General features: G+C 45.8%; 19 protein-coding genes. 14 read left to right on the top strand and 5 right to left on the bottom strand.

Annotated elements, in window-relative coordinates; translation table 11 throughout:
* The first annotated feature begins 76 nt into the window (after window positions 1–76).
* The 4 genes from ACYVE4_RS15980 to ACYVE4_RS15965 all read left to right on the top strand — a co-directional run bounded on the left by ACYVE4_RS15980 (window position 77) and on the right by ACYVE4_RS15965 (window position 7,211).
* Complete coding sequence (locus ACYVE4_RS15980) at window positions 77–2,572, top strand: zinc-dependent metalloprotease (protein WP_461041163.1); 2,496 nt, start codon at window positions 77–79, stop codon at window positions 2,570–2,572.
* Between the two features lie 174 nt (window positions 2,573–2,746).
* Window positions 2,747–3,382 carry a GDSL-type esterase/lipase family protein gene (locus ACYVE4_RS15975; protein ID WP_461041162.1) on the top strand — a complete coding sequence of 212 codons (636 nt, stop codon included), beginning with the start codon at window positions 2,747–2,749 and terminating at the stop codon, window positions 3,380–3,382.
* A 231-nt stretch (window positions 3,383–3,613) separates the two neighbouring features.
* Window positions 3,614–5,278, top strand: a complete 1,665-nt coding sequence (locus ACYVE4_RS15970) for a beta-N-acetylhexosaminidase (protein ID WP_461041161.1) — start codon at window positions 3,614–3,616, stop codon at window positions 5,276–5,278.
* Window positions 5,279–5,348: 70 nt separating this feature from the next.
* Window positions 5,349–7,211 (top strand): outer membrane protein assembly factor BamB family protein, encoded by a 1,863-nt coding sequence (locus ACYVE4_RS15965; RefSeq protein WP_461041160.1) that lies wholly within the window; start codon window positions 5,349–5,351, stop codon window positions 7,209–7,211.
* 9 nt (window positions 7,212–7,220) lie between these two features.
* Here the strand turns inward: ACYVE4_RS15965 and ACYVE4_RS15960 are convergent, their stop codons facing one another.
* Window positions 7,221–7,685 carry a GNAT family N-acetyltransferase gene (locus ACYVE4_RS15960; RefSeq protein WP_461041159.1) on the bottom strand — a complete coding sequence of 155 codons (465 nt, stop codon included), beginning with the start codon at window positions 7,683–7,685 and terminating at the stop codon, window positions 7,221–7,223.
* Between the two features lie 46 nt (window positions 7,686–7,731).
* Between ACYVE4_RS15960 and ACYVE4_RS15955 the strand changes: the two genes are divergently transcribed.
* From ACYVE4_RS15955 to purQ, 6 genes are all read left to right on the top strand, one after another.
* Entirely contained in the window at window positions 7,732–8,196 is a 465-nt protein-coding gene (locus ACYVE4_RS15955; RefSeq protein ID WP_461041158.1) for a RidA family protein, read from the top strand.
* Between the two features lie 130 nt (window positions 8,197–8,326).
* Window positions 8,327–9,637: an adenosylhomocysteinase gene (gene ahcY, locus ACYVE4_RS15950; protein WP_461041157.1), complete on the top strand. Its 1,311-nt coding sequence runs from the start codon at window positions 8,327–8,329 to the stop codon at window positions 9,635–9,637.
* Between the two features lie 342 nt (window positions 9,638–9,979).
* Window positions 9,980–11,125: a hypothetical protein gene (locus tag ACYVE4_RS15945; protein WP_461041156.1), complete on the top strand. Its 1,146-nt coding sequence runs from the start codon at window positions 9,980–9,982 to the stop codon at window positions 11,123–11,125.
* A gap of 80 nt (window positions 11,126–11,205) precedes the next feature.
* On the top strand, window positions 11,206–11,946 hold the full coding sequence (locus tag ACYVE4_RS15940) for a 5'-nucleotidase C-terminal domain-containing protein (protein ID WP_461041155.1): 741 nt from the start codon (window positions 11,206–11,208) through the stop codon (window positions 11,944–11,946).
* Window positions 11,924–12,865: a bifunctional metallophosphatase/5'-nucleotidase gene (locus ACYVE4_RS15935; RefSeq protein ID WP_461041154.1), complete on the top strand. Its 942-nt coding sequence runs from the start codon at window positions 11,924–11,926 to the stop codon at window positions 12,863–12,865. Before ACYVE4_RS15940 ends, ACYVE4_RS15935 begins: the two co-directional genes overlap by 23 nt.
* A gap of 109 nt (window positions 12,866–12,974) precedes the next feature.
* Complete coding sequence (purQ, locus tag ACYVE4_RS15930; RefSeq protein ID WP_461041153.1) at window positions 12,975–13,661, top strand: phosphoribosylformylglycinamidine synthase subunit PurQ; 687 nt, start codon at window positions 12,975–12,977, stop codon at window positions 13,659–13,661.
* Window positions 13,662–13,831: 170 nt separating this feature from the next.
* Here the strand turns inward: purQ and ACYVE4_RS15925 are convergent, their stop codons facing one another.
* Window positions 13,832–14,722 (bottom strand): cyanophycinase, encoded by an 891-nt coding sequence (locus ACYVE4_RS15925; RefSeq protein WP_461041152.1) that lies wholly within the window; start codon window positions 14,720–14,722, stop codon window positions 13,832–13,834.
* A 177-nt stretch (window positions 14,723–14,899) separates the two neighbouring features.
* On the opposite strand from ACYVE4_RS15925, the gene ACYVE4_RS15920 reads away from it, so the two are divergent.
* The 3 genes from ACYVE4_RS15920 (at window position 14,900) to ACYVE4_RS15910 (ending at window position 17,322) form a co-directional block, all read left to right on the top strand.
* Entirely contained in the window at window positions 14,900–15,454 is a 555-nt protein-coding gene (locus ACYVE4_RS15920) for a dihydrofolate reductase family protein (protein WP_461041151.1), read from the top strand.
* Window positions 15,455–15,482: 28 nt separating this feature from the next.
* A complete protein-coding gene (locus ACYVE4_RS15915; protein WP_461041150.1) occupies window positions 15,483–16,382 on the top strand; it encodes a helix-turn-helix domain-containing protein in 900 nt (299 codons plus the stop codon).
* 100 nt (window positions 16,383–16,482) lie between these two features.
* Window positions 16,483–17,322 (top strand): SDR family oxidoreductase, encoded by an 840-nt coding sequence (locus ACYVE4_RS15910; RefSeq protein ID WP_461041149.1) that lies wholly within the window; start codon window positions 16,483–16,485, stop codon window positions 17,320–17,322.
* Window positions 17,323–17,450: 128 nt separating this feature from the next.
* On the opposite strand, the gene ACYVE4_RS15905 is transcribed toward ACYVE4_RS15910, so the two are convergent.
* A complete protein-coding gene (locus tag ACYVE4_RS15905) occupies window positions 17,451–19,109 on the bottom strand; it encodes a carboxylesterase/lipase family protein (protein WP_461041148.1) in 1,659 nt (552 codons plus the stop codon).
* 213 nt (window positions 19,110–19,322) lie between these two features.
* Window positions 19,323–19,529, bottom strand: a complete 207-nt coding sequence (locus ACYVE4_RS15900) for a hypothetical protein (RefSeq protein ID WP_461041147.1) — start codon at window positions 19,527–19,529, stop codon at window positions 19,323–19,325.
* A 235-nt stretch (window positions 19,530–19,764) separates the two neighbouring features.
* On the opposite strand from ACYVE4_RS15900, the gene ACYVE4_RS15895 reads away from it, so the two are divergent.
* Window positions 19,765–20,781 carry a LacI family DNA-binding transcriptional regulator gene (locus tag ACYVE4_RS15895; RefSeq protein ID WP_461041146.1) on the top strand — a complete coding sequence of 339 codons (1,017 nt, stop codon included), beginning with the start codon at window positions 19,765–19,767 and terminating at the stop codon, window positions 20,779–20,781.
* Between the two features lie 192 nt (window positions 20,782–20,973).
* Here the strand turns inward: ACYVE4_RS15895 and ACYVE4_RS15890 are convergent, their stop codons facing one another.
* Window positions 20,974–22,524, bottom strand: a complete 1,551-nt coding sequence (locus ACYVE4_RS15890; protein ID WP_461041145.1) for a glucuronyl esterase domain-containing protein — start codon at window positions 22,522–22,524, stop codon at window positions 20,974–20,976.
* Window position 22,525 lies beyond the last annotated feature (1 nt).

The raw sequence follows: 22,525 nt of genomic DNA, 5'->3' as shown, positions 1-22,525 counted from the left end.
TGTGTTAGGAATCAATGAAATCCTTCCTTTGTCAGGATGACAAAAAGCTACCTCATAAAGAACAAACCTGAATTATATGAAAAAAGCCGTATTTACACTTCTCTCACTTGTACTTATCCCAATTTATCAACTTGCTGCGCAGGCACCTACGGGTGGCGGGGGCGGGACTGCAACCATTGCTACGTTTACGAATGGCATGGAGCGGAATCCTGGTTACATGACGTATTACTGGGATGCGAAAAAAGGCAAAATTTGGCTCGAAATCGACAAATTCGATACGGAGATTCTCTATTATCCATCGCTGGCGCAAGGTGTTGGCTCTAACGATATTGGATTGGACAGAGGTCGATTGGGGCAGGAGCATATTGTTAAATTCCAGCGAAGCGGCCCAAAAGTGCTGATGATCGAACCCAATTATTCGTACCGTGCCCTTAGTAATGACCCACTGGAGCGACGGGCTGTTGAAGAGTCGTTTGCCAAGTCAGTACATGTCGGATTCGATGTTGCCGCCGAAGAAGGAGGGAAGGTTTTAGTTGATTTAACGCCCTTCCTAATGCAGGATGCCGTTGGTGCCGTTCAAGCAATCACCCGGACTCGCCAAGGAGCTTTCCGAATCGATCCGTCGCGCTGCGCCATGTATTTACCCCGCACAAAAGCATTTCCCCAAAATACGGAGTTCGAAACCATTCTTACGCTGACGGGTGAAAATCCGGGGGCTTATTTGCGAGATGTTGTGCCGACTCCTACAGCAGTGACTATTCATCAGCATGTTTCGTTCGTCCAATTACCTGATAATAATTACAAACCCCGTGTTTTTGATCCACGGATCGGCTATGGCGGTATCGAATATTTCGATTACGCAACGCCAGTAAGTCAGCCGATTATGAAGCGGTATATTTCCCGACATCGTCTAGAGAAAAAAGATCCCTCGGCAGCTGTCAGTGAAGCGGTTAAACCTATCGTTTATTACATTGATCCTGGTACGCCCGAGCCAATCCGGTCGGCGCTGATGGAAGGGACGGCCTGGTGGAATCAGGCATTTGAAGCGGCTGGCTACAAGGATGCGTTTCAAGTGAAGCTGCTTCCTGCCGATGCCGATCCGATGGATATCCGCTATAATCTGGTGCAATGGGTGCACCGTTCGACACGGGGCTGGAGCTATGGCACGAGCGTCAGCGATCCACGTACAGGTGAAATCATTAAAGGAAAAGTGACTCTGGGATCACTACGGGTTCGGCAGGATTATCTGATTGCTCAGGGATTGATTGGCGATTATGCGGGTGCTACGGCCCCAGCTACTGATTTGATGATGCAGATGTCTATTGAGCGGCTTCGGCAACTGGCTGCGCATGAGGTTGGCCATACGCTTGGATTGCCACATAATTACATCGCCAGCGCACAGGGTGGAGGAACGTTTGGCCGGGCGTCAGTTATGGACTATCCAACGATGGTTGCGAAAGTAAAAGGGGCCAGCATTGATATCTCAGACGCTTATGCGAAAGGAATTGGTGCCTACGACAAATGGAGCATCCGGTATGGCTACGAACAATTCCCCACTGGAGCTGACGAAAAACAGGCGCTGGATAAAATCGTCAATGATATGCATAATTCCGGCCTAACTTTCTTGACCGATAAAGATGCCCGCCCTGAAGGCTCAGTACATCCGGCCACGCACTTGTGGGATAATGGTATGAATGCCGTTGACGAATTGAAGCGCGTAACCGATGTTCGGCGAGTGGCCTTGGCCAATTTCACCGAGAAAAAAATTCCGGTTGGAACGCCGATGGCGACGCTTGAAGAAGTTCTAGTACCGATGTATATGTTTCACCGATATCAGGTTGAAGCTGCGTCAAAAGTTGTTGGTGGACAAATCTATACAAATGCACTTCGTGGAGACGGACAACCTGTTGTGTCGACAGTTCCGGTTGCGGAGCAGAAACGGGCGCTGGATGCGTTGCTGATTACAATTGACCCTACATTTTTGGCCGTTCCGAAATCAATTCAAGCCTTGATTCCTCCCCATCCATTCCGGTACGATCCAAATCCTCGGGAAGTATTCAAACGTCGAACGGGACTCTCGTTCGACCCGATGGCTGCGCCAGAAGCGGCTGCTGGTATGACACTTCAAATGCTAATGAATTCGGAACGTGTAAGTCGGCTGGTTGCTCAATCTGCTCTGGATCCAGCGCAACTTAGCTTAGAAGGTATGCTCGATCAATTATTGGCCGCTACCTGGTATAAAGCTGATCCCGCTGACGGCTATCAGGCTGAAGTGAAACGCCTGACAGATAAATTGCTTTTGCAGAAGCTAATCGATCTGGCAAATAATCAGGAAGGAACCGCACAAGTACGGGCGATTGCTTTATTGAAAATCAGTCAGATAAAATCGAAATTGAGTGCGCCAGCTACAAATCCTAAAGTAGCTGCTCATCATTTGTTTGCACTTGATCAGATTCGGCGGGCCGAAGGAAATGTAGCGGATTTGAAACCAACCAATTCGCAAACACCGCCCGATGGAATGCCTATCGACTCAGGTCAGGAGTGGCTTTCGCCCGATTGCGATTGGAAGTAAGAGGATTTTGATAGTATCAAAAACGGTAGCGAGGCCTCGCTACCGTTTTTGCATTTTTACTCAAATCGGTTTTTGACGTCAGATGGCGGATTGATCTGGTAATAAATAGCTACTCAGGGGATGAGTTTGAAACAGTTTATGCCTTTTAGATGAAATCACAGCCCTATTTCTGTAATGCGATACCTACTTCTAATTCTCCTCCCGTTCTGCTTATTCGCGCAGGACAATCGCTTTGAAGGCGAAATTCAGGCATTTGAAAAAGCTGATAAAGTCTCAAAACCACCACAACGTCCGATTGTCTTTACCGGAAGTTCATCTATTCGGTTGTGGGAGAATCTGGCTAATTATTTCCCGAATAAAACGACCCTTCAACGTGGTTTTGGCGGTTCCCAGTTACCCGACGTATTGCAGTATGCAGATCGAATTATCACACCTTACAATCCCAAACAGATTGTTTTATACGCTGGCGAGAACGATGTAGCTGCTGGAGTATCGGGACAAAAGACCTTTGAGCGGTTTGTCGCTTTGTTTGAGCATGTTCGTAAGAAATCGCCTGATGCGATATTCACCTTTATTTCCTTGAAACCCAGTCCATCTCGCCGGAAATATTTTCCTGAAATGGACATTGCCAATCGGCTGATTAAAGATTTTCTAGCCAAACAACGCAAAACGCAATTTGTGGATATAGGTCCGGTCATGGTACAGAAAAACGGTCAGTCTATTCCAGAATTGTACAAATCAGATAGCCTGCATATGCTTCCTGCAGGGTACGAACGCTGGGCCAAAGTCTTAGCCCCTTATCTGCGATAATGTTTCTAATAAAAAATGCTGAAAATGCGCAAACGTTTTCGCAATTGCTCTCCTAAGCTATTGTTTAGGGCAATTCTGCTAGTGGAGCCTTGTTTTGCCCTAATTCTAGCCATCTTTCCAGAATCAACTGACGTAACACAGACAGGCTTTTGCGGCTGTAGGCTTGGGTTTCCTTTACGCCCGATTCAAACAGCACGTAGTTTTGTGGAACAAACGCCATAACTCTTTTCCATGAAAAAACTACTTGTTTGCTTATTACTTCTAAGGCTTGCGACGGAGGCTCTCCACGCCCAAACAGCCACCTATGCTATACTGCCGAAACCCACTCATTTAGAGACACGTAGCGGAGCTTATACCTTACCGGCCAAACCGATTATCAACGTAGCGGTCAATGATCCGGAAGTGCGCCGGATTGCTCAGCTATTGGCCGATCAACTGACAAAATCAACGGGCTCGGCACCGATGGTTAAAAATGGTACATCCGGAAAAGGCATTTCATTTGTGCCAGCCAGTGGCGGGAAATTAGGTGAAGAAGGTTATACGCTAACGGTATCGCCTAAGCAAATCGTGATTTCGGCAGAGAAACCACAGGGTTACTTCTACGGAGTTCAATCGTTGCTGCAATTGATGCCGGTTGCGGTTTTCAGCCCCACAAAAGTAGATGGCGTTACGTGGACGATACCAGCCTGTGCAATTGACGATAAACCTCGCTACGGCTATCGTGGTTCAATGCTTGATGCCGGACGTTATTTTTATCCTGTCGAGTTTGTAAAAAGATACATCGATCTGTTGGCGCTTCATAAAATGAATGTGTTTCACTGGCATTTGACCGAGGATCAGGGCTGGCGCATCGAAATCAAAAAGTATCCTGAACTGACCAAATACGCATCGATACGTCCGTCGACGATGGTAGGGCATTACCGCGATCGCAAATATGATGATAAACCATATGGAGGTTTTTATACGCAGGATGACGCCCGTGAGATTGTTAAATACGCGAAAGATCGGTTCATCACGGTGATTCCTGAAATTGAAATGCCGGGCCATTCTGTTGCTGTGTTATCGGTATATCCTGAATTGGGCGCCAACCCCGATCAGGTTGCCCCAGTTTCGAATACGTGGGGTGTGCATGACCATGTACTATTTCCGCGCGAAGAAACCTTTACGTTTCTTGAGAACGTATTATCGGAAGTGATGGACATTTTTCCGAGCAAATACATTCACATCGGTGGTGACGAATGCCCTAAGAAAGAATGGAAACAAAGCAAGTTTTGTCAGGAACTGATGAAACAAAAAGGTCTGAAAGATGAGCACGAGCTCCAGAGTTATTTCATTCAGCGCATCGACAAATTTGTGACGGCAAAAGGTCGTCGGATTATTGGCTGGGATGAAATTCTGGAAGGTGGCCTATCGCCAAATGCAACGGTCATGAGTTGGCGGGGTGTAAACGGTGGCATTGCTGCTGCCCGACAGAATCACGATGTGGTGATGAGCCCAACCACCTATTGCTATCTCGATTATTATCAGGCTGACCCCAAAACGCAACCCGTAGCTATCGGCGGTTTGTTGCCACTCGAAAAAGTGTACAGTTTCAATCCCTCGGTAACCGATAGCTTAACCGCTGATCAGGCGAAACATGTACTTGGTGTGCAAGCAAACATCTGGTCGGAATACTTACCCACAACGCACTACGTTGAATATATGACATATCCCCGTTTAATCGCGGTCGCTGAAACGGCCTGGACACCTTTGGAGGGGAAAAATCTGGATGATTTCAACAAACGGTTGGCTATCCATAACAAGCGACTAGATTACCTGAATGTCAACTACTTTGGCGCGCCGATCAACAATAAATTTGACTACGTCTGGCCTAAAGAGATGGCTAAAAAGCAGTAAGGAAACCTAAAAGGTCTCCAAGGCCTTTTAGGGTTGTGATGTCGTTTGTAGCTAACGGTTTTCTACTAATATGCATAAACTCATTTCGGCTTTTCTGATTCTACTTGTTTATCAAACCGGATTGGCTCAACCCATCCGGTTTGCTTTTGTGACCGATACCCACATCGGCGCGCCTGAAACAGCAATCGAGGATTTGCAACGAACGGTAAGTGACATTAACGCACTTCCCAATGTCGACTTCGTTGTATTCACGGGCGATGTCACAGATTATGGATCTGATAGGGAATTTGCCGAAGCCAAACGCGTTCTCGATGGCTTAACGAAGAAGTGGTATATTTTTCCCGGTAACCACGATACCAAATGGTCGGAGAATGGATGCAATAGTTTTAGAAAAGTATTTGGTGCTGAACACTTTTCATTTGATTTTGGAAAGTATCGGTTCATCGGTTGCGGTAGTGGGCCAAATATGCGGATGTCGCCCGGTTTGGTAAGTCGTGAAGATGTGTTGTGGCTACGTTCGGAAGTTGATAAGCTTAAGAATACAGACCGGCCCGTCATTTTTATGAATCATTATCCGCTCGATAATTCACTGTCGAACTGGTATCTGATTATTGACGAAATCAAAAAAACAAACGTACAGGCCGCTCTCTGCGGACACGGACACGCCAATCAAAAGCTGGATTTTGAAGGTATCCCCGGAACAATGGGCCGCTCGAATCTTCGGGCAAAAGACGCAGTTGGCGGCTATAATCTCGTGACGATTCAAAACGATACGATGTCGTTTGCCACACGCACACCAACTGTTGGCGATCAATCTGGCCAGACGGCTGCCCCCTGGCGAACCATTGCCTTGACCAATCACCATTTTAATCAGGATAAAAAGCAATATCCTCGCCCATCGTATCAAGTGAACGATCAGTATAAAACCGTGAGTCGGGTCTGGGAAAAGCAGGATAACAGTGATATTGGGGGAGGAATTATTGCTGATAAAAAACTTTGTCTATACCCAAATACAGAAGGGCAACTCGTCGCGCTATCGCTGGCTGATGGGTCGGAAAAATGGCGTTTTAAAACAAATGGAAAGGTTTATGCAACACCTGCTTTACACAAAAAGAAAGTCGTTATTGCATCGAGCGACGGAACCATTTATTGCGTCGATAAACGCGATGGTTCATTAATCTGGAAACAGGAGACTAATCAGCCTATTGTCGCCTGTCCACTGATTGATGGTAACACCGTTTACATCGGTAGTTCGGAAGGGAAATTCCGCGCACTATCGCTTAAGGATGGCTCAACAAAATGGACATTCAATGATGTAAAAGGTTTTGTCGAATCGGTTCCGGTGGCTGATAAGCAGCGTGTTTATTTTGGTTCGTGGGGCTCTATGTTCTATGCGTTAAATAAAAAAACAGGCCAACCTGCCTGGACATGGACAAACAACAAATTGCGCAATTTTTCACCCGCAGCTTGTATTCCTTTGTTGACTGATGGACGCCTTTTTCTACAAACTCCCGACCGTACCGTTACAGCCTTAGATGCCGCTACGGGTCAGGAAATCTGGAAATCGAATCTGCATAAAGGTTTCGAAGCCAGTGGGCTATCAGAAGATGGCTCACTGATGTATGTCAAATGTATGGCCGATAGTGTTTGGGCGCTATCAACCCGCTCCAATACCACCCAACCTGAGTGGTTTGTGAACTTGCAGTACGGTTCAGAAATTAGTCCATCACCCATTGTCGAACGAAAAGGCACCATTTTTGTCCCTACTGACGATGGTATATTGTACGCAATCGATCGCCAGACGAAGCAACTAGTTTGGGCGCATAAACTTTCCAATGCGATGGTTAATCGGGTATTTCCGCTCAGTGATAAGGAAGTGCTAATGACTACAATGGACGGCAAATTAGCTCGTATACGTAGCAGCGAGCCGTAATGACCGCGCTTATGGTAACTGCATTTCCATCCGAATATCAGCCCGACTATACGGCGTTGGCACACTGGGGACTTCGCGGAAACCTACACTGGCATACATTGTTAGGGCAGGAGTAAGTATCCGATTCGACTCGAGCCATACCGTCTTTATGCCAAGTTGTTTTGCATAATCAATAGCCGCCAGACAAAGCTTCCTGCCAATACCTTTCCCTTGCGCACAAGGTGAAACCGCCATTTTGGCAAGTTCAAAACCGGATTCGCCCATATTAACCATTGCTACACAGCCAACTATTTCGTCGTTGATCTTGGCAAAAAAAATCTGGCCATCGTTTGGCAATACGTGCTCTTCTGGATGATCGAGCTGCTCAATATCATGCGGTTCTACTTTGAAATAGCGCGAAATCCATTCTAGATTTAGTCGTTTGAAATCAGGTTGATAAATTGGTGAGTAGGGAATGATGGTAATCGTATCCATTGTTTTAGAGGTTGAATTGATAGATTTGTTATAAACACAACAGCGTATGCGCCATTTTCTTCAGGTATTCATTCTATTTTTCTTGTTGATTTTAGCTTCTGATTTATCAGCTCAGCAACAGCAATATATTAATCCACTGGGCTTACCTACGTCTAAAAACTACACGCAAGTCGTCGTAACACAGGCGAACCGGATTGCTTATATTTCAGGTCAGGTTTCGGCGAATGAACAAGGTGAAATCCTGCATAAAAGCGATTTTAAGGCACAGACCCAGCTTGTGCATGAAAATCTTAAAACAGCACTAGCCGCTATTGGGGCTACGTTTGCGGATGTTATAAAATTAACTGCCTATGTTGTAAATACCGACCCTGAGCGAATTAGTATCGTTCGGGAAGTAAGGCGTCAATACATTGTAGGTCCGAATCCGCCAGCCAGTACGTATGTCGGGGTTCAGGGCTTATATGATAAAGATGTATTAATTGAAATAGAGGCCATCGTTGCCTTAAAATAAGATTGGCATAGTTATTATTAGTCTTTCTACCGAATGTCGTCTAATTTTGTATTTTACTAAGAAGTCAACCTGGTTGGTATTGACGATCTGGAAAGGTTGTCTATGGCTATAAACCGAAAATTGTACATCTATGCAAACCTCAACTTACGTCCCCTATAAGGTAAAGGACATCGCATTGGCCGAGTGGGGCCGCAAGGAAATCCGGCTAGCTGAAGCCGAAATGCCAGGACTAATGGCCCTGCGTGCTGAATACGGCCCATCCAAGCCTCTTGCTGGTGCTCGTGTGGCCGGCTGCCTGCACATGACGATCCAGACCGCTGTATTGATTGAAACGTTGGTAGAATTAGGTGCTGAAGTAACCTGGTCTTCCTGCAATATTTTCTCGACTCAGGATCACGCTGCGGCTGCTATCGCTGCTGCGGGTATTCCAGTTTATGCCTGGAAAGGGATGAACGAAGAAGAGTTCAACTGGTGTATCGAACAAACGCTGTTCTTTGGCGAAGATCGGAAGCCACTTAACATGATTCTGGACGACGGTGGTGACCTGACAAATATGGTTTTCGACGTATATCCAGAGTTAATCCAAGGCATCAAAGGTTTGTCGGAAGAAACCACAACGGGTGTTCACCGGCTGTATGAGCGGATGAAAAACGGTACGCTCCACCTGCCATCCATCAATGTAAATGACTCGGTAACTAAGTCGAAATTCGATAATAAATACGGCTGTCGTGAGTCGCTTGTCGACGCGATTCGTCGGGCAACTGACCTGATGCTGGCTGGTAAAGTAGCCGTTGTAGCAGGTTATGGTGATGTAGGTAAAGGTTCGGCTGAGTCTCTACGGGGTGCAGGTTGCCGCGTACTGGTTACCGAAATCGACCCAATCTGCGCGCTTCAGGCAGCTATGGATGGCTACGAAGTTGTTCCGATGGATGAAGCGGCTACCCGCGCTCAGATTTTCGTAACGGCTACGGGTAACGTCAACATTATCAAAGGGCGTCATTTCAAAGTGATGAAAGACAAAGCCGTTGTGTGTAACATCGGTCACTTTGATAATGAAATTGATATGGCCTGGTTGAACGAAAACTACGGTCATGCCAAGAGCCAGATCAAACCACAAGTGGATATGTACGAAGTCGATGGCAAAGAAATCATCGTGCTGGCCGAAGGTCGTCTCGTGAATCTTGGTTGCGCCATGGGGCACCCCAGCTTTGTAATGTCATGTTCTTTCTCGAACCAAACGCTGGCTCAGCTTGAACTGTGGGCAAATTCAGAAAAGTACGAAAACAAAGTGTACGTACTCCCCAAAATTCTGGACGAAAAAGTAGCGGCTCTGCACCTGGCACACGTTGGTGCTAAACTGGAGCCGCTAGAGAAAGAGCAAGCCGATTACATTGGCGTATCGGTTGAAGGTCCGTTCAAATCGGAAATGTATCGATACTAGTCTGAACCAGGATTTAACAGATTTATGGATTAATCAGATTTTTGTTTTTCGCTTCGAAGAGGTATTTATCTATAAAATCATAGTCGGTCAGTTAAATCCAATAAATCCCTGTTCTGATGGGCGCGGTTCTGGTAACGGAGCCGCGCTTTTTTGCATACTTTTTGTTAGTATTGGCGTAAGGTGATGATGTGTATTCATTTATGGTCACGGAATCAAACATTAAGTTTATCGATTACTGGCTAATGATGAGTTTTATGAACTCTTTTTGAATTTGAATTAAAACTAAGTGCTTTATTATAAGTTACTTATTTCTAATTTTACACGTTACTTCTTTTGGCTGCTATGATACGTTTACTCCTGTTGCTGCTGTTGTCTCCGTTGCTCGTGATGGGCCAGGTGACGATTGATACGCTGCACTGGAGCGCGACTAGACGATTACAACTCTCTGATTTTCATTCCCCTACTCAGCCCGGATTGGGTGGTTCTGAATTTTATTATCAGATCGGTTACGAGGCCCGCCCAACATCGCTTTGGGGGCAGCCGGCTATTGAGGCTTTTTGTCTTATGTTCCGCAATCTGTCGTGGGTGTCGGAAACGGCTCGAAATGAGCGGACACTGGCCTATAATCAGGTATTATTCGATCTGGTAGAAGTACACACCCGGCAGATGAAAGCCAAATTGATCGCCATTGGTGCGGATCGACATTTCAAACAACAAGCCCGGCAAATTGAATACCTGACCAACTCCGAACTGGGTGCTGAGGTAAATTTATTTCGATCTGAAACGGGTGGGGGAGATGATCTGGAGGCACTTCAGCGATGGGAAAATCAGGTTTTGCAGCGTCTACACGATACGCCTGATTTGATACCAGTTTATCGTTCATCGAAAATCGGCTATGGTGTTTTTTTTGGTGGAGGTGGCGTTGTAGCAACAGGAACATTGGCGCAAACACTCAATACCGTCGCTGGGGCTGTCTTCGGGATCGATATTGCTTATCGGCGAACGATGCTTTTGCTACATCCGACACTGTATAATGGTACGCTTCGAAATGGATTTTCGCATCAGAATCAGACTTGGGAGAAAGATATGCCCATTAGTCCGATGTTGTTTGAAGCAGGGCTAGGGCATATTATACATGATAGCCCGCGCACTCGACTAATTCCTTACTTAGGCTACCTGTTGTTCGATTTATCGCCCCGCGACCGGAAAGATGAACGATATAAAGGTCTATCACTAATTTCTCATGCGCCTACCGCAGGGTTGATGTTCGATATTAAGCTGGGCAACAATACACCTAAACCAGATCGCTCAGAAGCGAGTTTTTGGTTCATTCGGACAAAAATTTCATATAGCCATATCCTGGACGATACTCCTTTTTCTGGCGGTATGATTAATCTTCAAATCGGCCTGGGCGGCTTTGGCCGGACGCGCAGAGTGAGCTACCATCCCGAACATACAACAATTGCTATTCCGGGTAAGATTATCTAAATGTCCATCGCGTCTTGCCGGATTTTTCTAACTATTTATTAACGCGGAATTAGGAAGAGTTTCCGAACTTGCCAATACGTATGAAAAAATACCTTTTAGTACTAGCAATAGCTGGTCTATCAGCCTGCAAGTCGGGTTATCATCTCACGAATCGAACGGCCAATCGGATTGGGGTCGATTCGCTGGCAGCCACCTCCGATAGCAGTGTAGCAAACTTCCTGACCCCCTATCGGCAAGGTGTTGATCGCACGATGAATGAGGTGCTGGCGCAATCAACAGGAGCTATCGAAAAAGGATTGCCCGATGCGCCACTCAACGATCTACTTTCGGATGCACTGCTTCAGCAGGCATCGAAACGATATGGTAAACCGATCGATTGTTCCCACCTGAATTATGGCGGTATACGGGATAATTTGCCGAAAGGTGCAATCACTATGGGGGGTGTTTTCGGAGTGATGCCTTTTGATAATCAGCTGGTTATTCTAACGGTTACGGGTAGTATGCTTCAACAGTTCCTGAACCATTTTGCAAGTGGTCATGGTTTAGTAGTTGGCGGAATACGTGTCAAAATCCATGACAAACAGGTGCAATCGGTCACGTTTGCCAATGGCCGAATGCTCCAGCCTAACGAGAATTATACCATTGCCTTGAGTGATTATGTTGCTAATGGGGGCGATAATGCTACATTTCTGGCCAAGGCAGTCAAGCGGGAAAACACAACTTATCTCATCCGGGATGCCCTGATTGATTTTTTCCGGGAACAGGGTAAAACAGGTCAACCTATAACACCAACTTCTGATGGACGTGTCAGCATCGAATAGACGCCAGTTTCTAAAACTACTCGGCTCGGCAGCTGTACTCGGCTCGGTTGCGCCCAACGTACTGGCCAATTCAGTACAGACGAGCTTTAATCATCGAAAAAATACATCGATTACTATTCTGCATACCAACGATGTACACAGTCGGCTAGATCCATTTCCGATGGATGGGAGCCGAAATGCGGGTAAAGGTGGAGTGGCCCGGCGTGCTACATTGATTCATAAAATCCGGCAAGAGCAGTCGAATGTTTTGCTGTTTGACGCCGGTGATATTTTTCAGGGAACGCCATACTTTAATCTTTACAAAGGCGAACCCGAAATTCTGGCGATGAATAAGTTGGGTTACGACGCTGGAACGATTGGTAATCACGATTTTGATGGGGGAATCGATAATATGGTTACGCAGTTTGGCAAGGCTAGTTTCCCCATTCTGATCGCGAATTATGATTTCAAAAACACAGTGATGGATGGTAAATCCATGCCGTACAAAATTTTCGAGAAAGACGGTATTAAAATCGGCGTATTTGGATTAGGCATTCAACCGGCTGGATTGATCCCGAAAGAAGCCTACAAGGAAACCAAATACCTTGATCCAGTTGAAATTGGCAATGATATAGCCAAACAGCTTCGTAATGATAAAAACTGTGATTATGTTGTCTGTTTATCACACCTCGGCTTTAAATACAATGAGCCGACTGTGTCCGACAATGTGCTGGCTGCCAAAAGCCGACATATTGATTTGATAATTGGCGGTCATACGCACACGTTTCTGGATGCGCCGGTAGCCGTCAATAACTTAGACAGCCAGCCCGTATGGATCAATCAGGTTGGGTTCGCTGGTATTAATCTGGGCCGGATTGATCTGTCATTCGAGCGCGGGAAAGCCGTTTCCAATACCGGAACATCCGTCGAAGTAAAGTAAAGTTGTTAACTTTGCATAGCCTAAAGAGCGAAAGAGTGAATGAGCGAAAGAGCGAAAAGCTGACGCGAGTTTTCTTTCGCTCATTCACTCTTTCGCTCTCTCACTCATTATGAAATTTGGTGTTGTTGTTTTTCCCGGCTCTAACTGCGATCAGGATGCGGTGGATGTGTTGGAATTGATGGACCAGCAGGTTGTCAAACTCTGGCATAAAGATCACGACCTCCAGGGCTGCGATTTTATTATCCTTCCCGGTGGGTTTTCATACGGTGATTACCTGCGTACAGGCGCTGTAGCGCGTTTTTCACCCATTATGAATGAAGTGATTGCCCATGCGAATCGGGGTGGTTATCTGATGGGAATTTGTAACGGTTTCCAGATTCTGGCCGAAGCGCGATTGGTGCCAGGAGTTTTGCTTCAGAATAGCAGTCAGAAATATGTTTGCAAAAACATCTATCTAAAGCCTGAATCGAAGGATGCTCTGCTGACCGCTGGTCTGGATCTGGCAGCGTATAAAATACCCATTGCACACGGCGACGGTCGTTACTTTGCTGATGCCGATACATTGAAAGAACTGAATGACAACGACCAGATCCTATTCCGCTACTGCGACGAAACCGGCGCTGTGACTGAAGCCGCTAACCCCAATGGCAGTCTGGAAAATATTGCTGGTGTGAGTAATAAGTCGAAAAATGTATTCGGCATGATGCCGCATCCCGAACGAGCAGCCGATGCGGCTCTTGGCAATACGGATGGTCGATTGATCCTGGAGCAGCTTTTAAAAACTGTACTGGTTTAGTCTCGTCAGATATAATCAAAACATCACTTTAGTTTTTGTCATCCTGACAACAGGAAGAATCTCATTGCTCCCTAACTCTCAGGTAAAGTCAAATTGATATCCTTCCTGTTGTCAGGATGACAAAAAAGGTAACTCGAATCTATATTCACGCTATTTAAAAGCGGCCGGATTTACTTAGCAGGTTCGTTCGTCCGTTGCGGCTGATTAGAAATTACTTTCCGCTTCTGTAAATCAAACTTTTGTCCTTTGCTGAGGTAGTAGAATGGTCCGCCCGAACTGTTCTGACCCGATGGAAATTTAGCGCTGCTGGTAATCTGACCAGCTTCATAAATCCCTACGTAAGAGGCTCCCATCACTTCAAACGTATTCTTCTGCACGATAATCGCCGTGCCTTCGTCGATTCCAATACCCAGTAATTCTGGTCTGGCTTTGATCACATCAATCAGATCGAACTGACGATTTCGGCGCATAACGTGCTGATCGATCGTAACGTTATGGATGAAATCCAGCCCCTGCGTGTGATCGCCAATCATGATTGAGTTTCCTTTGGTATCACCCCGAACCATAAACGATCCCTGAATTGTTGCTCCGGCCGAAGTACCGCCAATAATTCCACCTCGACTAAGCAGTGCGTTAAATTCTTTATGGGCCAGCGTATTCAGATAGGAATCCGCCAGCCGCCAGTGACGGCCGCCAACGAACCAAATGCCCGTTGCTTTCCGGATGGGTGTAACAAACGATTCCTGGTTCGCTACTTTCGGATCGCGCGTGTGAAGAATAGTTACGTTTTTAACGCCTAGACTGAGTAGCTTTTCTTTTTCGCGTGGGGCGCTGTTAGCTGAAGAATCTTCTCCTGCTGTCGGGATAATAATAATATCAGCGTTGGCTGGCCCACCCGCTCCTTCTACAAAGCGAGTCCAGAGATCGGCTCCCATAGCACCACCTCCAACGATCATCAGTGTTCCCTGTTCAGGACCAATCGTGGGTGAAGTTGCCTGTGCATAGCATAGGTGAATCGTACTACTTAATAAGAGGGCTAACAAGATGAAGCGATTTTTCATGTCAGATTGCCGTTTGGATTCTAAAGAGGTACATGACCAAAGTTAGACGAATCTGTTCTCGAATAAAAGCTGGCTACTCAACGGCTATTTGTTTAGGCTGATAATTTGCTCTGATTAGTAAGTCTTATATTGTTAAAGCAAAAAAATCAACAAGAACTATCCTTAACGAATACAGAAATGTCAACGGTAACCATACATATGGTGTCAAGTCTTGACGGCTTTATTGCCAGCAAAGACAATAGCGTCTCGTGGTTTGAGACCCCTGATTGTTATGAGAAAGGAATTGACATGAATGCCGTCGATACGGAGGCCTTTCTTAAAACAATCGATTGCTATGTAATGGGATCACGGACTTACGAGCATGCTTTAGAACTTTCAAAATCGTATGGATGGGTTTATGGAGACGTGCCGACTGTAGTAGTCACTCATCGAAACCTGCCAGTTGATAGACCGAACGTTGAACTTTATTCGGGCGATCTGAACAAGCTTGTTCATGAACACCTAAAACCAACGTATAAGAATAGTTGGCTTGTAGGTGGTGCTATACTTGCCAAAGAGTTCATTCAATTAAAATTAGCGGACGAACTTAGAGTATCCATTTTACCTATTCTTTTGGGGGGCGGAACACCTTTTTTTGACAATTTAGCTCAACAACAAGCCTTGCATTTAAAAGAAGTAACAGCTTATAAATCCGGAACTGTAGAGCTGTGGTACGACATAAGAAAAGAATAGTACCGTTTGATTTTTATAACTTTGTGTAATGAATAAGACGGAAACGATTGAAGATTTCTATAAGCTTAAGCTGAACTGGATGCCCGAAAATCTGAGCAAAGAGATGGGGCATTTTAATGTGTTCAGGCTGGAAGATTTTGTTGCCAAGTACGCAAACTGTACGCCTTACAACCGCAAGGACTTTTTTAAAATCAGCCTGATTATCGGTAAAAATCAGGTTCATTACGCGGATAAAACGATTGAGATCGACAAGCAGGCCTTATTTTTTGCCAATCCGCAAATCCCATACAACTGGGAGTATTTAGAAGAAGAGCAGTCGGGTTTCTTCTGCATTTTCACCGAAACCTTTTTTAATCAATTCGGAAATATTAAAGAATATCCGGTGTTCAAGCCGGGCGGTAATCCTGTTTTCTTTCTGAATGACACGGAATTACAGCAGATTAAAGCTATTTATCTCAAAATATTTGCCGAGATCGATTCGAATTACGCCTATAAATACGACTCGATCAGGGCGCTCGTTTTTGAGTTGATCCATTTAGCGCAAAAGATGCAGCCTGCTACTGTGCTGTATTCAGCGCAGAATGCGTCTATTCGCATTTCGTCGTCATTTATGGAGCTCCTCGAGCGACAGTTTCCGATTGAGTCTCCCATTCAGCAGATGAAGCTTCGTTCACCTATTGACTTTGCCGACCAGTTAGCTATTCACGTCAACTCGCTAAATCGGGCTTTAAAAGAAACGATGGGCAAAACGACTTCGCAGGTGATTGGCGAGCGAATTACGCAGGAAGCAAAAGCGCTGTTGAAACATAGTGACTGGAACGTTTCTGAAATCGGCTTTAGTCTGGGATTTGAAGAGCCTCCTCATTTTATTAATTTTTTCAAGAAGCACGCGCAGATCACCCCAAAATCCTTTCGCGTAGTGCAGTAGTTGTTTGATTTTTGCAGCTATCGGTTTGCTTCGTGTAACTGCTGAGCTAGCGCCCCTATCTAATTTTGCCCTATCAAAAACGATTAAAAACGAAATGAACATGGGCACGCAAAAAGTTTGGCTGGTAACCGGCGCTTCGAAAGGATTAGGGCTAACTCTCGTCAGAAAATTAGTACAGGAAGGATATAAAGTAGCCGCTACGTCTAGAACTATCAGTGAGTTAAGTCAGGAAGTAGGTGAAAAAACAGCAGGTTTCTTACCGCTGCAAATGGATCTGGTGAATGAGCAAAGCGTTGCGGAGGCCATTGCCAAAACAATCCAGACATTCGGGACAATAGACGTAGTCGTTAATAATGCGGGCTACGGACAATTGGGTACACTTGAGGAATTGAGCGATGAAGAATCTCGTCGAAATTTTGACGTTAATGTATTTGGCTCACTGAACGTTATCCGTCAGGTGATGCCCCATTTACGGGAAAAGAAATCAGGCGCTATTTTTAATATCTCATCGATCGGCGGTTTTATTGGCAACTTTCCGGGCTGGGGAATCTACTGCGCGACCAAGTTTGCCGTAGCTGGTTTTACGGAGGCACTGGCAGCAGAAGCGAAATCCTTTGGCATTACGGCAACGGTTGTTTATCCAGGTTATTTCCGTACGAATTTCCTATCCCAAGGCTCACTCAATCTGCCGCAACACCCAATTGCCGATTATACGGAAGCACGCGCTGTGGAAGAAATGCACGTCAACCAGATTAGAGACAATCAGCCAGGTGATCCCGAAAAAGCGGCAGCTGTACTCATTGCTGTAGCCGAACAATCTACTCCGCCCGTCCATTTGTTTTTAGGCCAGGATGCGTACGATATGGCAAACGTAAAATTGGATATTATCCAAAAAGACTTGATTGCCAACCAGGAATTAGCAACGTCGACGGCGTTTTAAATCAAATGAGTTACCGGTGTCTGTGAGGACACAGACACCGGCTTTTATCCTAAACAAACCGTTATGTAGCTGTGAATTATTCGCAAATTCCAGCTACGTAGCGGTTTGTTTAGGATAAAAGCTAGTAATTACGCTAACGATTTTCTGGCTTCCCGGTCTGGATCATTTACCAATGTACAGGTATCATCCAGAATCATGGTTTCGCCATTCTGAACGCTGTAGGGTTTCCAGTTGGGTAAGCCTCCTCCGTTTGGATTGCCGGTTTTGACAAAGTTGACAAACGAACCCGCCATCTTTTCCGATAATGCTTTGGGGCGCTTACCTCCGCCCGTATGCGTCAACATCAAATCGGTATTGTAAAACCAGAAACAAATATCGTCGCAGTGGAAAGCTCGCATCCGACCGTCAAAAAGGGGAGGTTGCCAGCCAAACCAGGCTACATAAACTGGCCCTTTTTGTCCGGTTGTCTTTGCATCGGCGGTTGCCACCGCATTTTTTCGGTTGGAAACGATCAGCGCCCAAAGCTCAATTGGGCGAGCCTTTGGGAAATTCTTCGCGTAGGCGTCCACAATCTGACCGGATTTATCGCCAAAACGCGGTTTGATTTTTTCTTTCACTCCGTCTAGCGTAATGCTTTCCAGAGACGAATCCGTCCGATCAGGGTTTTGCTCATGGAAGGTTGTGCAAAGTATCAGAGGAATAGTAGCCGAGAAGTGGTTTGGATCTGTGAAGAAAGCTCCTTCGTTCATGTACGTTCCATCACCGACGGGAGAGTAGCCCCCTCGCTGTATACCCATTTGCTTCGCTTCGTCAGCCATTTTTTCGACGGCTTTATTGGCTATATCGATGTATTGCCGCCATGGAATTTGCTGGAGTTTGTCAATTTCACCAGACTTCAAACCAGCTTCTTCCATAATTTTTAACCCTAACTTTTCGGCATACTCTTTATTCACTCCTGACAGAGAACTACCGCTCAACGCAACTGCCTTATGAAATAGTCCTTTTGCAGAAGGCATATTCATTAGAGTAGTTACTTTGGCTCCTCCACCCGATTGTCCGATGATGGTCACGTTGTTAGGATCGCCACCAAAATTGGCAATGTTATTTTTTACCCATTCGAGAGCGGCTACCATATCCAGATTCCCCACGTTACCCGACGCGGCATGTCCACCGGCAGCTTTTAGATTACTGTAGCCTAAAGCACCAAGTCGATGATTAAGTGAACAGAAAACCAGATTACCAAATCGGGAAAGATTTTCGCCATGGTAGCCGTCCTGCTCGATTCCATTGCCATTGACGAATCCGCCCCCGTGTAACCACACAACGACAGGACGTTTCTGGCTGTCCAGGGCGGGCGTCCACACATTTATTTTCAGACAGTCTTCGGAGACATCGTCGTAATTCCAATGGTCGACAAAGGAAGCATAGATATTGGCATACCGCTTTTCCATGATTTGGGGAGCGGAATTTCCCCACCACAGAGCTGGACGAATATCAGTCCAGGGCGTTGGTTTCTGTGGGGGCATGAATCGATTTTTTCCAGACGTATCGGCTCCATAGGGTATACCCAAAAACTGATGAATGCCGCGAAGAATAAACCCCCTGACTTTTCCGTACTGAGTACTCGCAATGGCGATATTATCGCCCACAAATAGAACCTGTTCATCACTGGTAGGCTTCGTGGTCTTTGGTGGACGTGAACCGGCAACGGCGGTTTGTTCTGCTACTCCCAAACTAGCCACGCCAACACCTAGCGATTGGAGAAAATTACGTCTTGACGGTTTCATGTAACGTTTTTGTTAAGGTTAATGAAAAGTAAATGCACCACACGACTGTGTAGGAGCATTTTTATATGTATCAATTGGCAAAAGGAACCCGTAACTCAAAATTGAGCTTGTTTAAAAGCGACAGGACAGGGCGTTTTTACTATTCGAGACTAGTAGATTTGTTATTGATAATCAGTTAACTATTGACTGATAAAATCTGGGGGGTAGATGATCTCAGGAAGAATATAATTTACTCAATCGCTCTTTATCAGCGTCGATTAGTTGAATAAGACCATCTGGATTATAGGTTAGTTCGGTTAGTTTCCCGTTTCGAAGATGAGTTTTCCCCGAGAGTTGTACATCGTGGCAAAATAAAGACCATTTTGAGCCTACCTGTACGATGAAATGATGATTGGCGCCCCAGAAATAGGTTTTATACATTCCTCCCGCAAAATAGCAGGAGGCTGTATGCTATAAACCTATGATACAAATATTAACTTGTTATTGATGGATATGGCTTGTTATAGCCAAGAGACATCTTATGTTATTATTGTACAAATATTTACGGGAAAATACAGAATTGCAACCGATTGCAGAAAAATATTATAATTTGATTAAATTTTACTTCAAAAAGTATTTTCTGTTTTGCCCAAAATGGGTGTAAGTAGCTCAGTCTATGGAGAAAGAGGTTACTATCTATGACATTGCCAAACGATTAAAGTGCTCACCAGCAACGGTCAGCCGTGCCTTAAACGACCATCCAGCCATTCGAAATGATACCAAAGAACTGATCAATGCCACTGCCCGACAATTGGGGTATCGGTCGAATACGTTTGCCAGTAACCTGCGCCGTCAGAAAACATCTATTCTGGGGGTTATTGTGCCCCGGCTCAATAGCAACTTTATGTCGAAGGTGTTGTCGGGCATGGAGAAGGTGGCCAATGACTCTTCATATACACTGATTATTACTCAATCCCTTGAGTCTGAGCAAAAAGAGATTGCGAATGCAAAAACCCTTTTTAACAGTCGGGTAGATGGTTTATTGGTGTCGGTAGCCTATGATACGCAGTCGATTGACCATTTTGAGGCATTTGTTCGTAAGGGGATTCCAGTATTATTTTTTGATCGGGTTATTCAGCATCCACACTGCGTAAGCATCGTGATCGATAACGCGTGGGCAGGTTATGAGGCCACTAAACACCTGATTGAACAAGGATGCAGACGAATTGCGCACATTACCGGAATTATGCGTCGGAATGTTTACGCAGACAGGCTAGCGGGTTATCGTCGGGCTTTGCTGGAAAATGGGATTCTTCCTGATGATAATCTGATTGTTGAGTCGGATTTAAGTTTTGAAGCGGGGTATCAAACGGCGCAAGCAATCCTGGCAATGCCCGACCGGCCAGATGGTATTTTTGTTGCTAACGACTTTTGTGCCGTTGGCTGCATGACGGCTCTCAAACAGGCAGGAATTTCGATTCCGGACGACATTGCCGTGGTAGGCTTTAACGACGACCCTGTGGCTCAGGTTATTGAGCCAACGCTCACATCGATACATTATGCGGGCGAAAAAATGGGTGAGATTGCTACACAGAGTTTAATCAATCATTTGAATGGACGGCAGGATATGCAGGCTACTAACCAGATCATACTTCGTTCGGAACTTGTTATCCGTTCGTCGTCTGTCAGATGACGGGCATGGGCAATTTAACGCTCTTGATCCAGCCATAAATGACTCAGTTTTTAGACAGACTCGATCATCCATTTGGAAACGAAATAGTGAATTTCGCAATTGACCATTTCGCGACCTATATGATTTAAATAAGAAACCTACCGTTGATCAACGGTAGGTTTCTTACGGATCGATTCTGTTAATGTTGGACGTTTATTTAGGCGCTTTTTCGTAGTTCAGTTCTTTGTTTGCCCAAGGTATAAAATACTGAAAATTAGGAGCGTCCGTATGACCGCCGTTGTGTTGCCGCCAGGCAAGATCGCCATCCATCAAACCCGTTAGTACAGGCGGCATTACTTCTTTCACATAATCGTTGCTGATCCCTAAATCTCGTGCTCCCAATAACCGATAAACAGCACCAGCCGCTACGGTAGCTTTGTAACTGCCGGTTTGATCTAGCCATTTGGCATCCCCTTTTTCCGGAATCCCATAGCTGATAAAAACGGGCCTCGGTGCACAAAGGGCTACCAATTCGTGTGAATCAATTGGAAGATCACAACCCGTTTTATTGCCCATAGTCGACTCGGCAGCTGCATATTTTAAGTAATTCCCTGCCAGCCAGTGATACTCTCCGCTGCTGGCCAGACTTTCGACAGCTTCTCCGAAAACCCGGCGGTGGAGTGTAACACCTCCTTTGCCCGATGAGCCAATGAGCCCCACCGCAAATCGTTGATCGAAGGCCATTGCTACCAGTGCTGCTTTGCCGTAGCGGGAAACACCTTCAATCCCAACCTGTTTGGCGTTAACCAGCGGATCAGTTTCTAAATAATCCAGCACTCGTGAAGCCCCCCAACCCCAGGCACGTAACGCTCCCCAATCGTCGGGTTTGCGCGGCTGACCTTTGTTCACTAAACCAATAATTCCTCGGGTTAAACCCGCACCATTATCGGCCTGTATACTGCTGGTTTCCAGTGAACAGTATCCCCAGCCAGCCGCCAACAATTGTTCCGTTGGTGGGGAATCACCGTTGGGCGCTGGCGCAAAGAAATTCGGTCCGGGTAATCGAGTGATGGGTGAGTAGGCCGGATACTTGTCGAAAATTGCTTTCAGCTCTGGGTTATTCTTGATCATCATTTCCTTGAAAGCCGTATTGATTTTTTCCATATCGGCCAGCGATGGCTGAGCAGGAGCAGGCAGCGCAGGTGGCAGGAAACCGAACATAATCATGACTGGAACCGGCCCTTTTACGTTCTGTGGCAATACCAATACCATATTGATATTCACACTAATCAGCGGATAGTCGCTATTGTCAACCCGGCCAATCATGTGCCGGGCCAGTACCGGAATACGGCCCACCACTTCGTTATCCGTGACTTTCGTTGTCCAGGTAACTTTAGGAACATTGGCCGGTATCCGACCGTACATCTCTCGTTCGAAATCGTCAATAAGTTCGGGCCGTCGCACTTTCCACCATTGATCGGCAGTCGTTACTTTTTTCCCGTTTTTAGATGTGAGTGCATCTGGCAATTGTGGGCAGGGATCAGCCGTCGCTTCATCATAATTGGCATGATTTGGATCAGCTTCGTTCCCACTTGGGCCGGGCCGTAATCTCTTAATCCCTACCTGTTGCATCATATTGGCCTGATCCTGAATGGCCGTTATTGTTTTGAGCGGAGGGTATTTGCTGCTGTCTATGACGGCCTGTTGAGCGCTCGACCAGTAAGAGAGACCAAGCAACAGTCCCACAATTATACCTGTTTGCATA

Source organism: Spirosoma harenae (assembly GCF_054776975.1).
The sequence above is the reverse complement of the archived record's forward strand: the minus strand, read 5'-3'. Positions and strand labels throughout refer to the sequence as shown.

Bases quoted from the DNA above. Each gene is read 5' to 3' on its own strand.
- ACYVE4_RS15905 (WP_461041148.1), bottom strand. From the start codon at position 19,109: ATGAAACCGTCAAGACGTAATTTTCTCCAATCGCTAGGTGTTGGCGTG.
- ACYVE4_RS15975 (WP_461041162.1), top strand. From the start codon at position 2,747: ATGCGATACCTACTTCTAATTCTCCTCCCGTTCTGCTTATTCGCGCAG.
- ACYVE4_RS15910 (WP_461041149.1), top strand. From the start codon at position 16,483: ATGGGCACGCAAAAAGTTTGGCTGGTAACCGGCGCTTCGAAAGGATTA.
- ACYVE4_RS15940 (WP_461041155.1), top strand. From the start codon at position 11,206: ATGAAAAAATACCTTTTAGTACTAGCAATAGCTGGTCTATCAGCCTGC.
- ACYVE4_RS15955 (WP_461041158.1), top strand. From the start codon at position 7,732: ATGCGCCATTTTCTTCAGGTATTCATTCTATTTTTCTTGTTGATTTTA.
- ACYVE4_RS15925 (WP_461041152.1), bottom strand. From the start codon at position 14,722: ATGAAAAATCGCTTCATCTTGTTAGCCCTCTTATTAAGTAGTACGATT.
- ahcY (WP_461041157.1), top strand. From the start codon at position 8,327: ATGCAAACCTCAACTTACGTCCCCTATAAGGTAAAGGACATCGCATTG.
- ACYVE4_RS15960 (WP_461041159.1), bottom strand. From the start codon at position 7,685: ATGGATACGATTACCATCATTCCCTACTCACCAATTTATCAACCTGAT.
- ACYVE4_RS15895 (WP_461041146.1), top strand. From the start codon at position 19,765: ATGGAGAAAGAGGTTACTATCTATGACATTGCCAAACGATTAAAGTGC.
- ACYVE4_RS15915 (WP_461041150.1), top strand. From the start codon at position 15,483: ATGAATAAGACGGAAACGATTGAAGATTTCTATAAGCTTAAGCTGAAC.
- ACYVE4_RS15900 (WP_461041147.1), bottom strand. From the start codon at position 19,529: ATGTATAAAACCTATTTCTGGGGCGCCAATCATCATTTCATCGTACAG.
- ACYVE4_RS15945 (WP_461041156.1), top strand. From the start codon at position 9,980: ATGATACGTTTACTCCTGTTGCTGCTGTTGTCTCCGTTGCTCGTGATG.
- ACYVE4_RS15970 (WP_461041161.1), top strand. From the start codon at position 3,614: ATGAAAAAACTACTTGTTTGCTTATTACTTCTAAGGCTTGCGACGGAG.
- ACYVE4_RS15920 (WP_461041151.1), top strand. From the start codon at position 14,900: ATGTCAACGGTAACCATACATATGGTGTCAAGTCTTGACGGCTTTATT.
- ACYVE4_RS15965 (WP_461041160.1), top strand. From the start codon at position 5,349: ATGCATAAACTCATTTCGGCTTTTCTGATTCTACTTGTTTATCAAACC.
- ACYVE4_RS15890 (WP_461041145.1), bottom strand. From the start codon at position 22,524: ATGCAAACAGGTATAATTGTGGGACTGTTGCTTGGTCTCTCTTACTGG.
- ACYVE4_RS15935 (WP_461041154.1), top strand. From the start codon at position 11,924: ATGGACGTGTCAGCATCGAATAGACGCCAGTTTCTAAAACTACTCGGC.
- ACYVE4_RS15980 (WP_461041163.1), top strand. From the start codon at position 77: ATGAAAAAAGCCGTATTTACACTTCTCTCACTTGTACTTATCCCAATT.
- purQ (WP_461041153.1), top strand. From the start codon at position 12,975: ATGAAATTTGGTGTTGTTGTTTTTCCCGGCTCTAACTGCGATCAGGAT.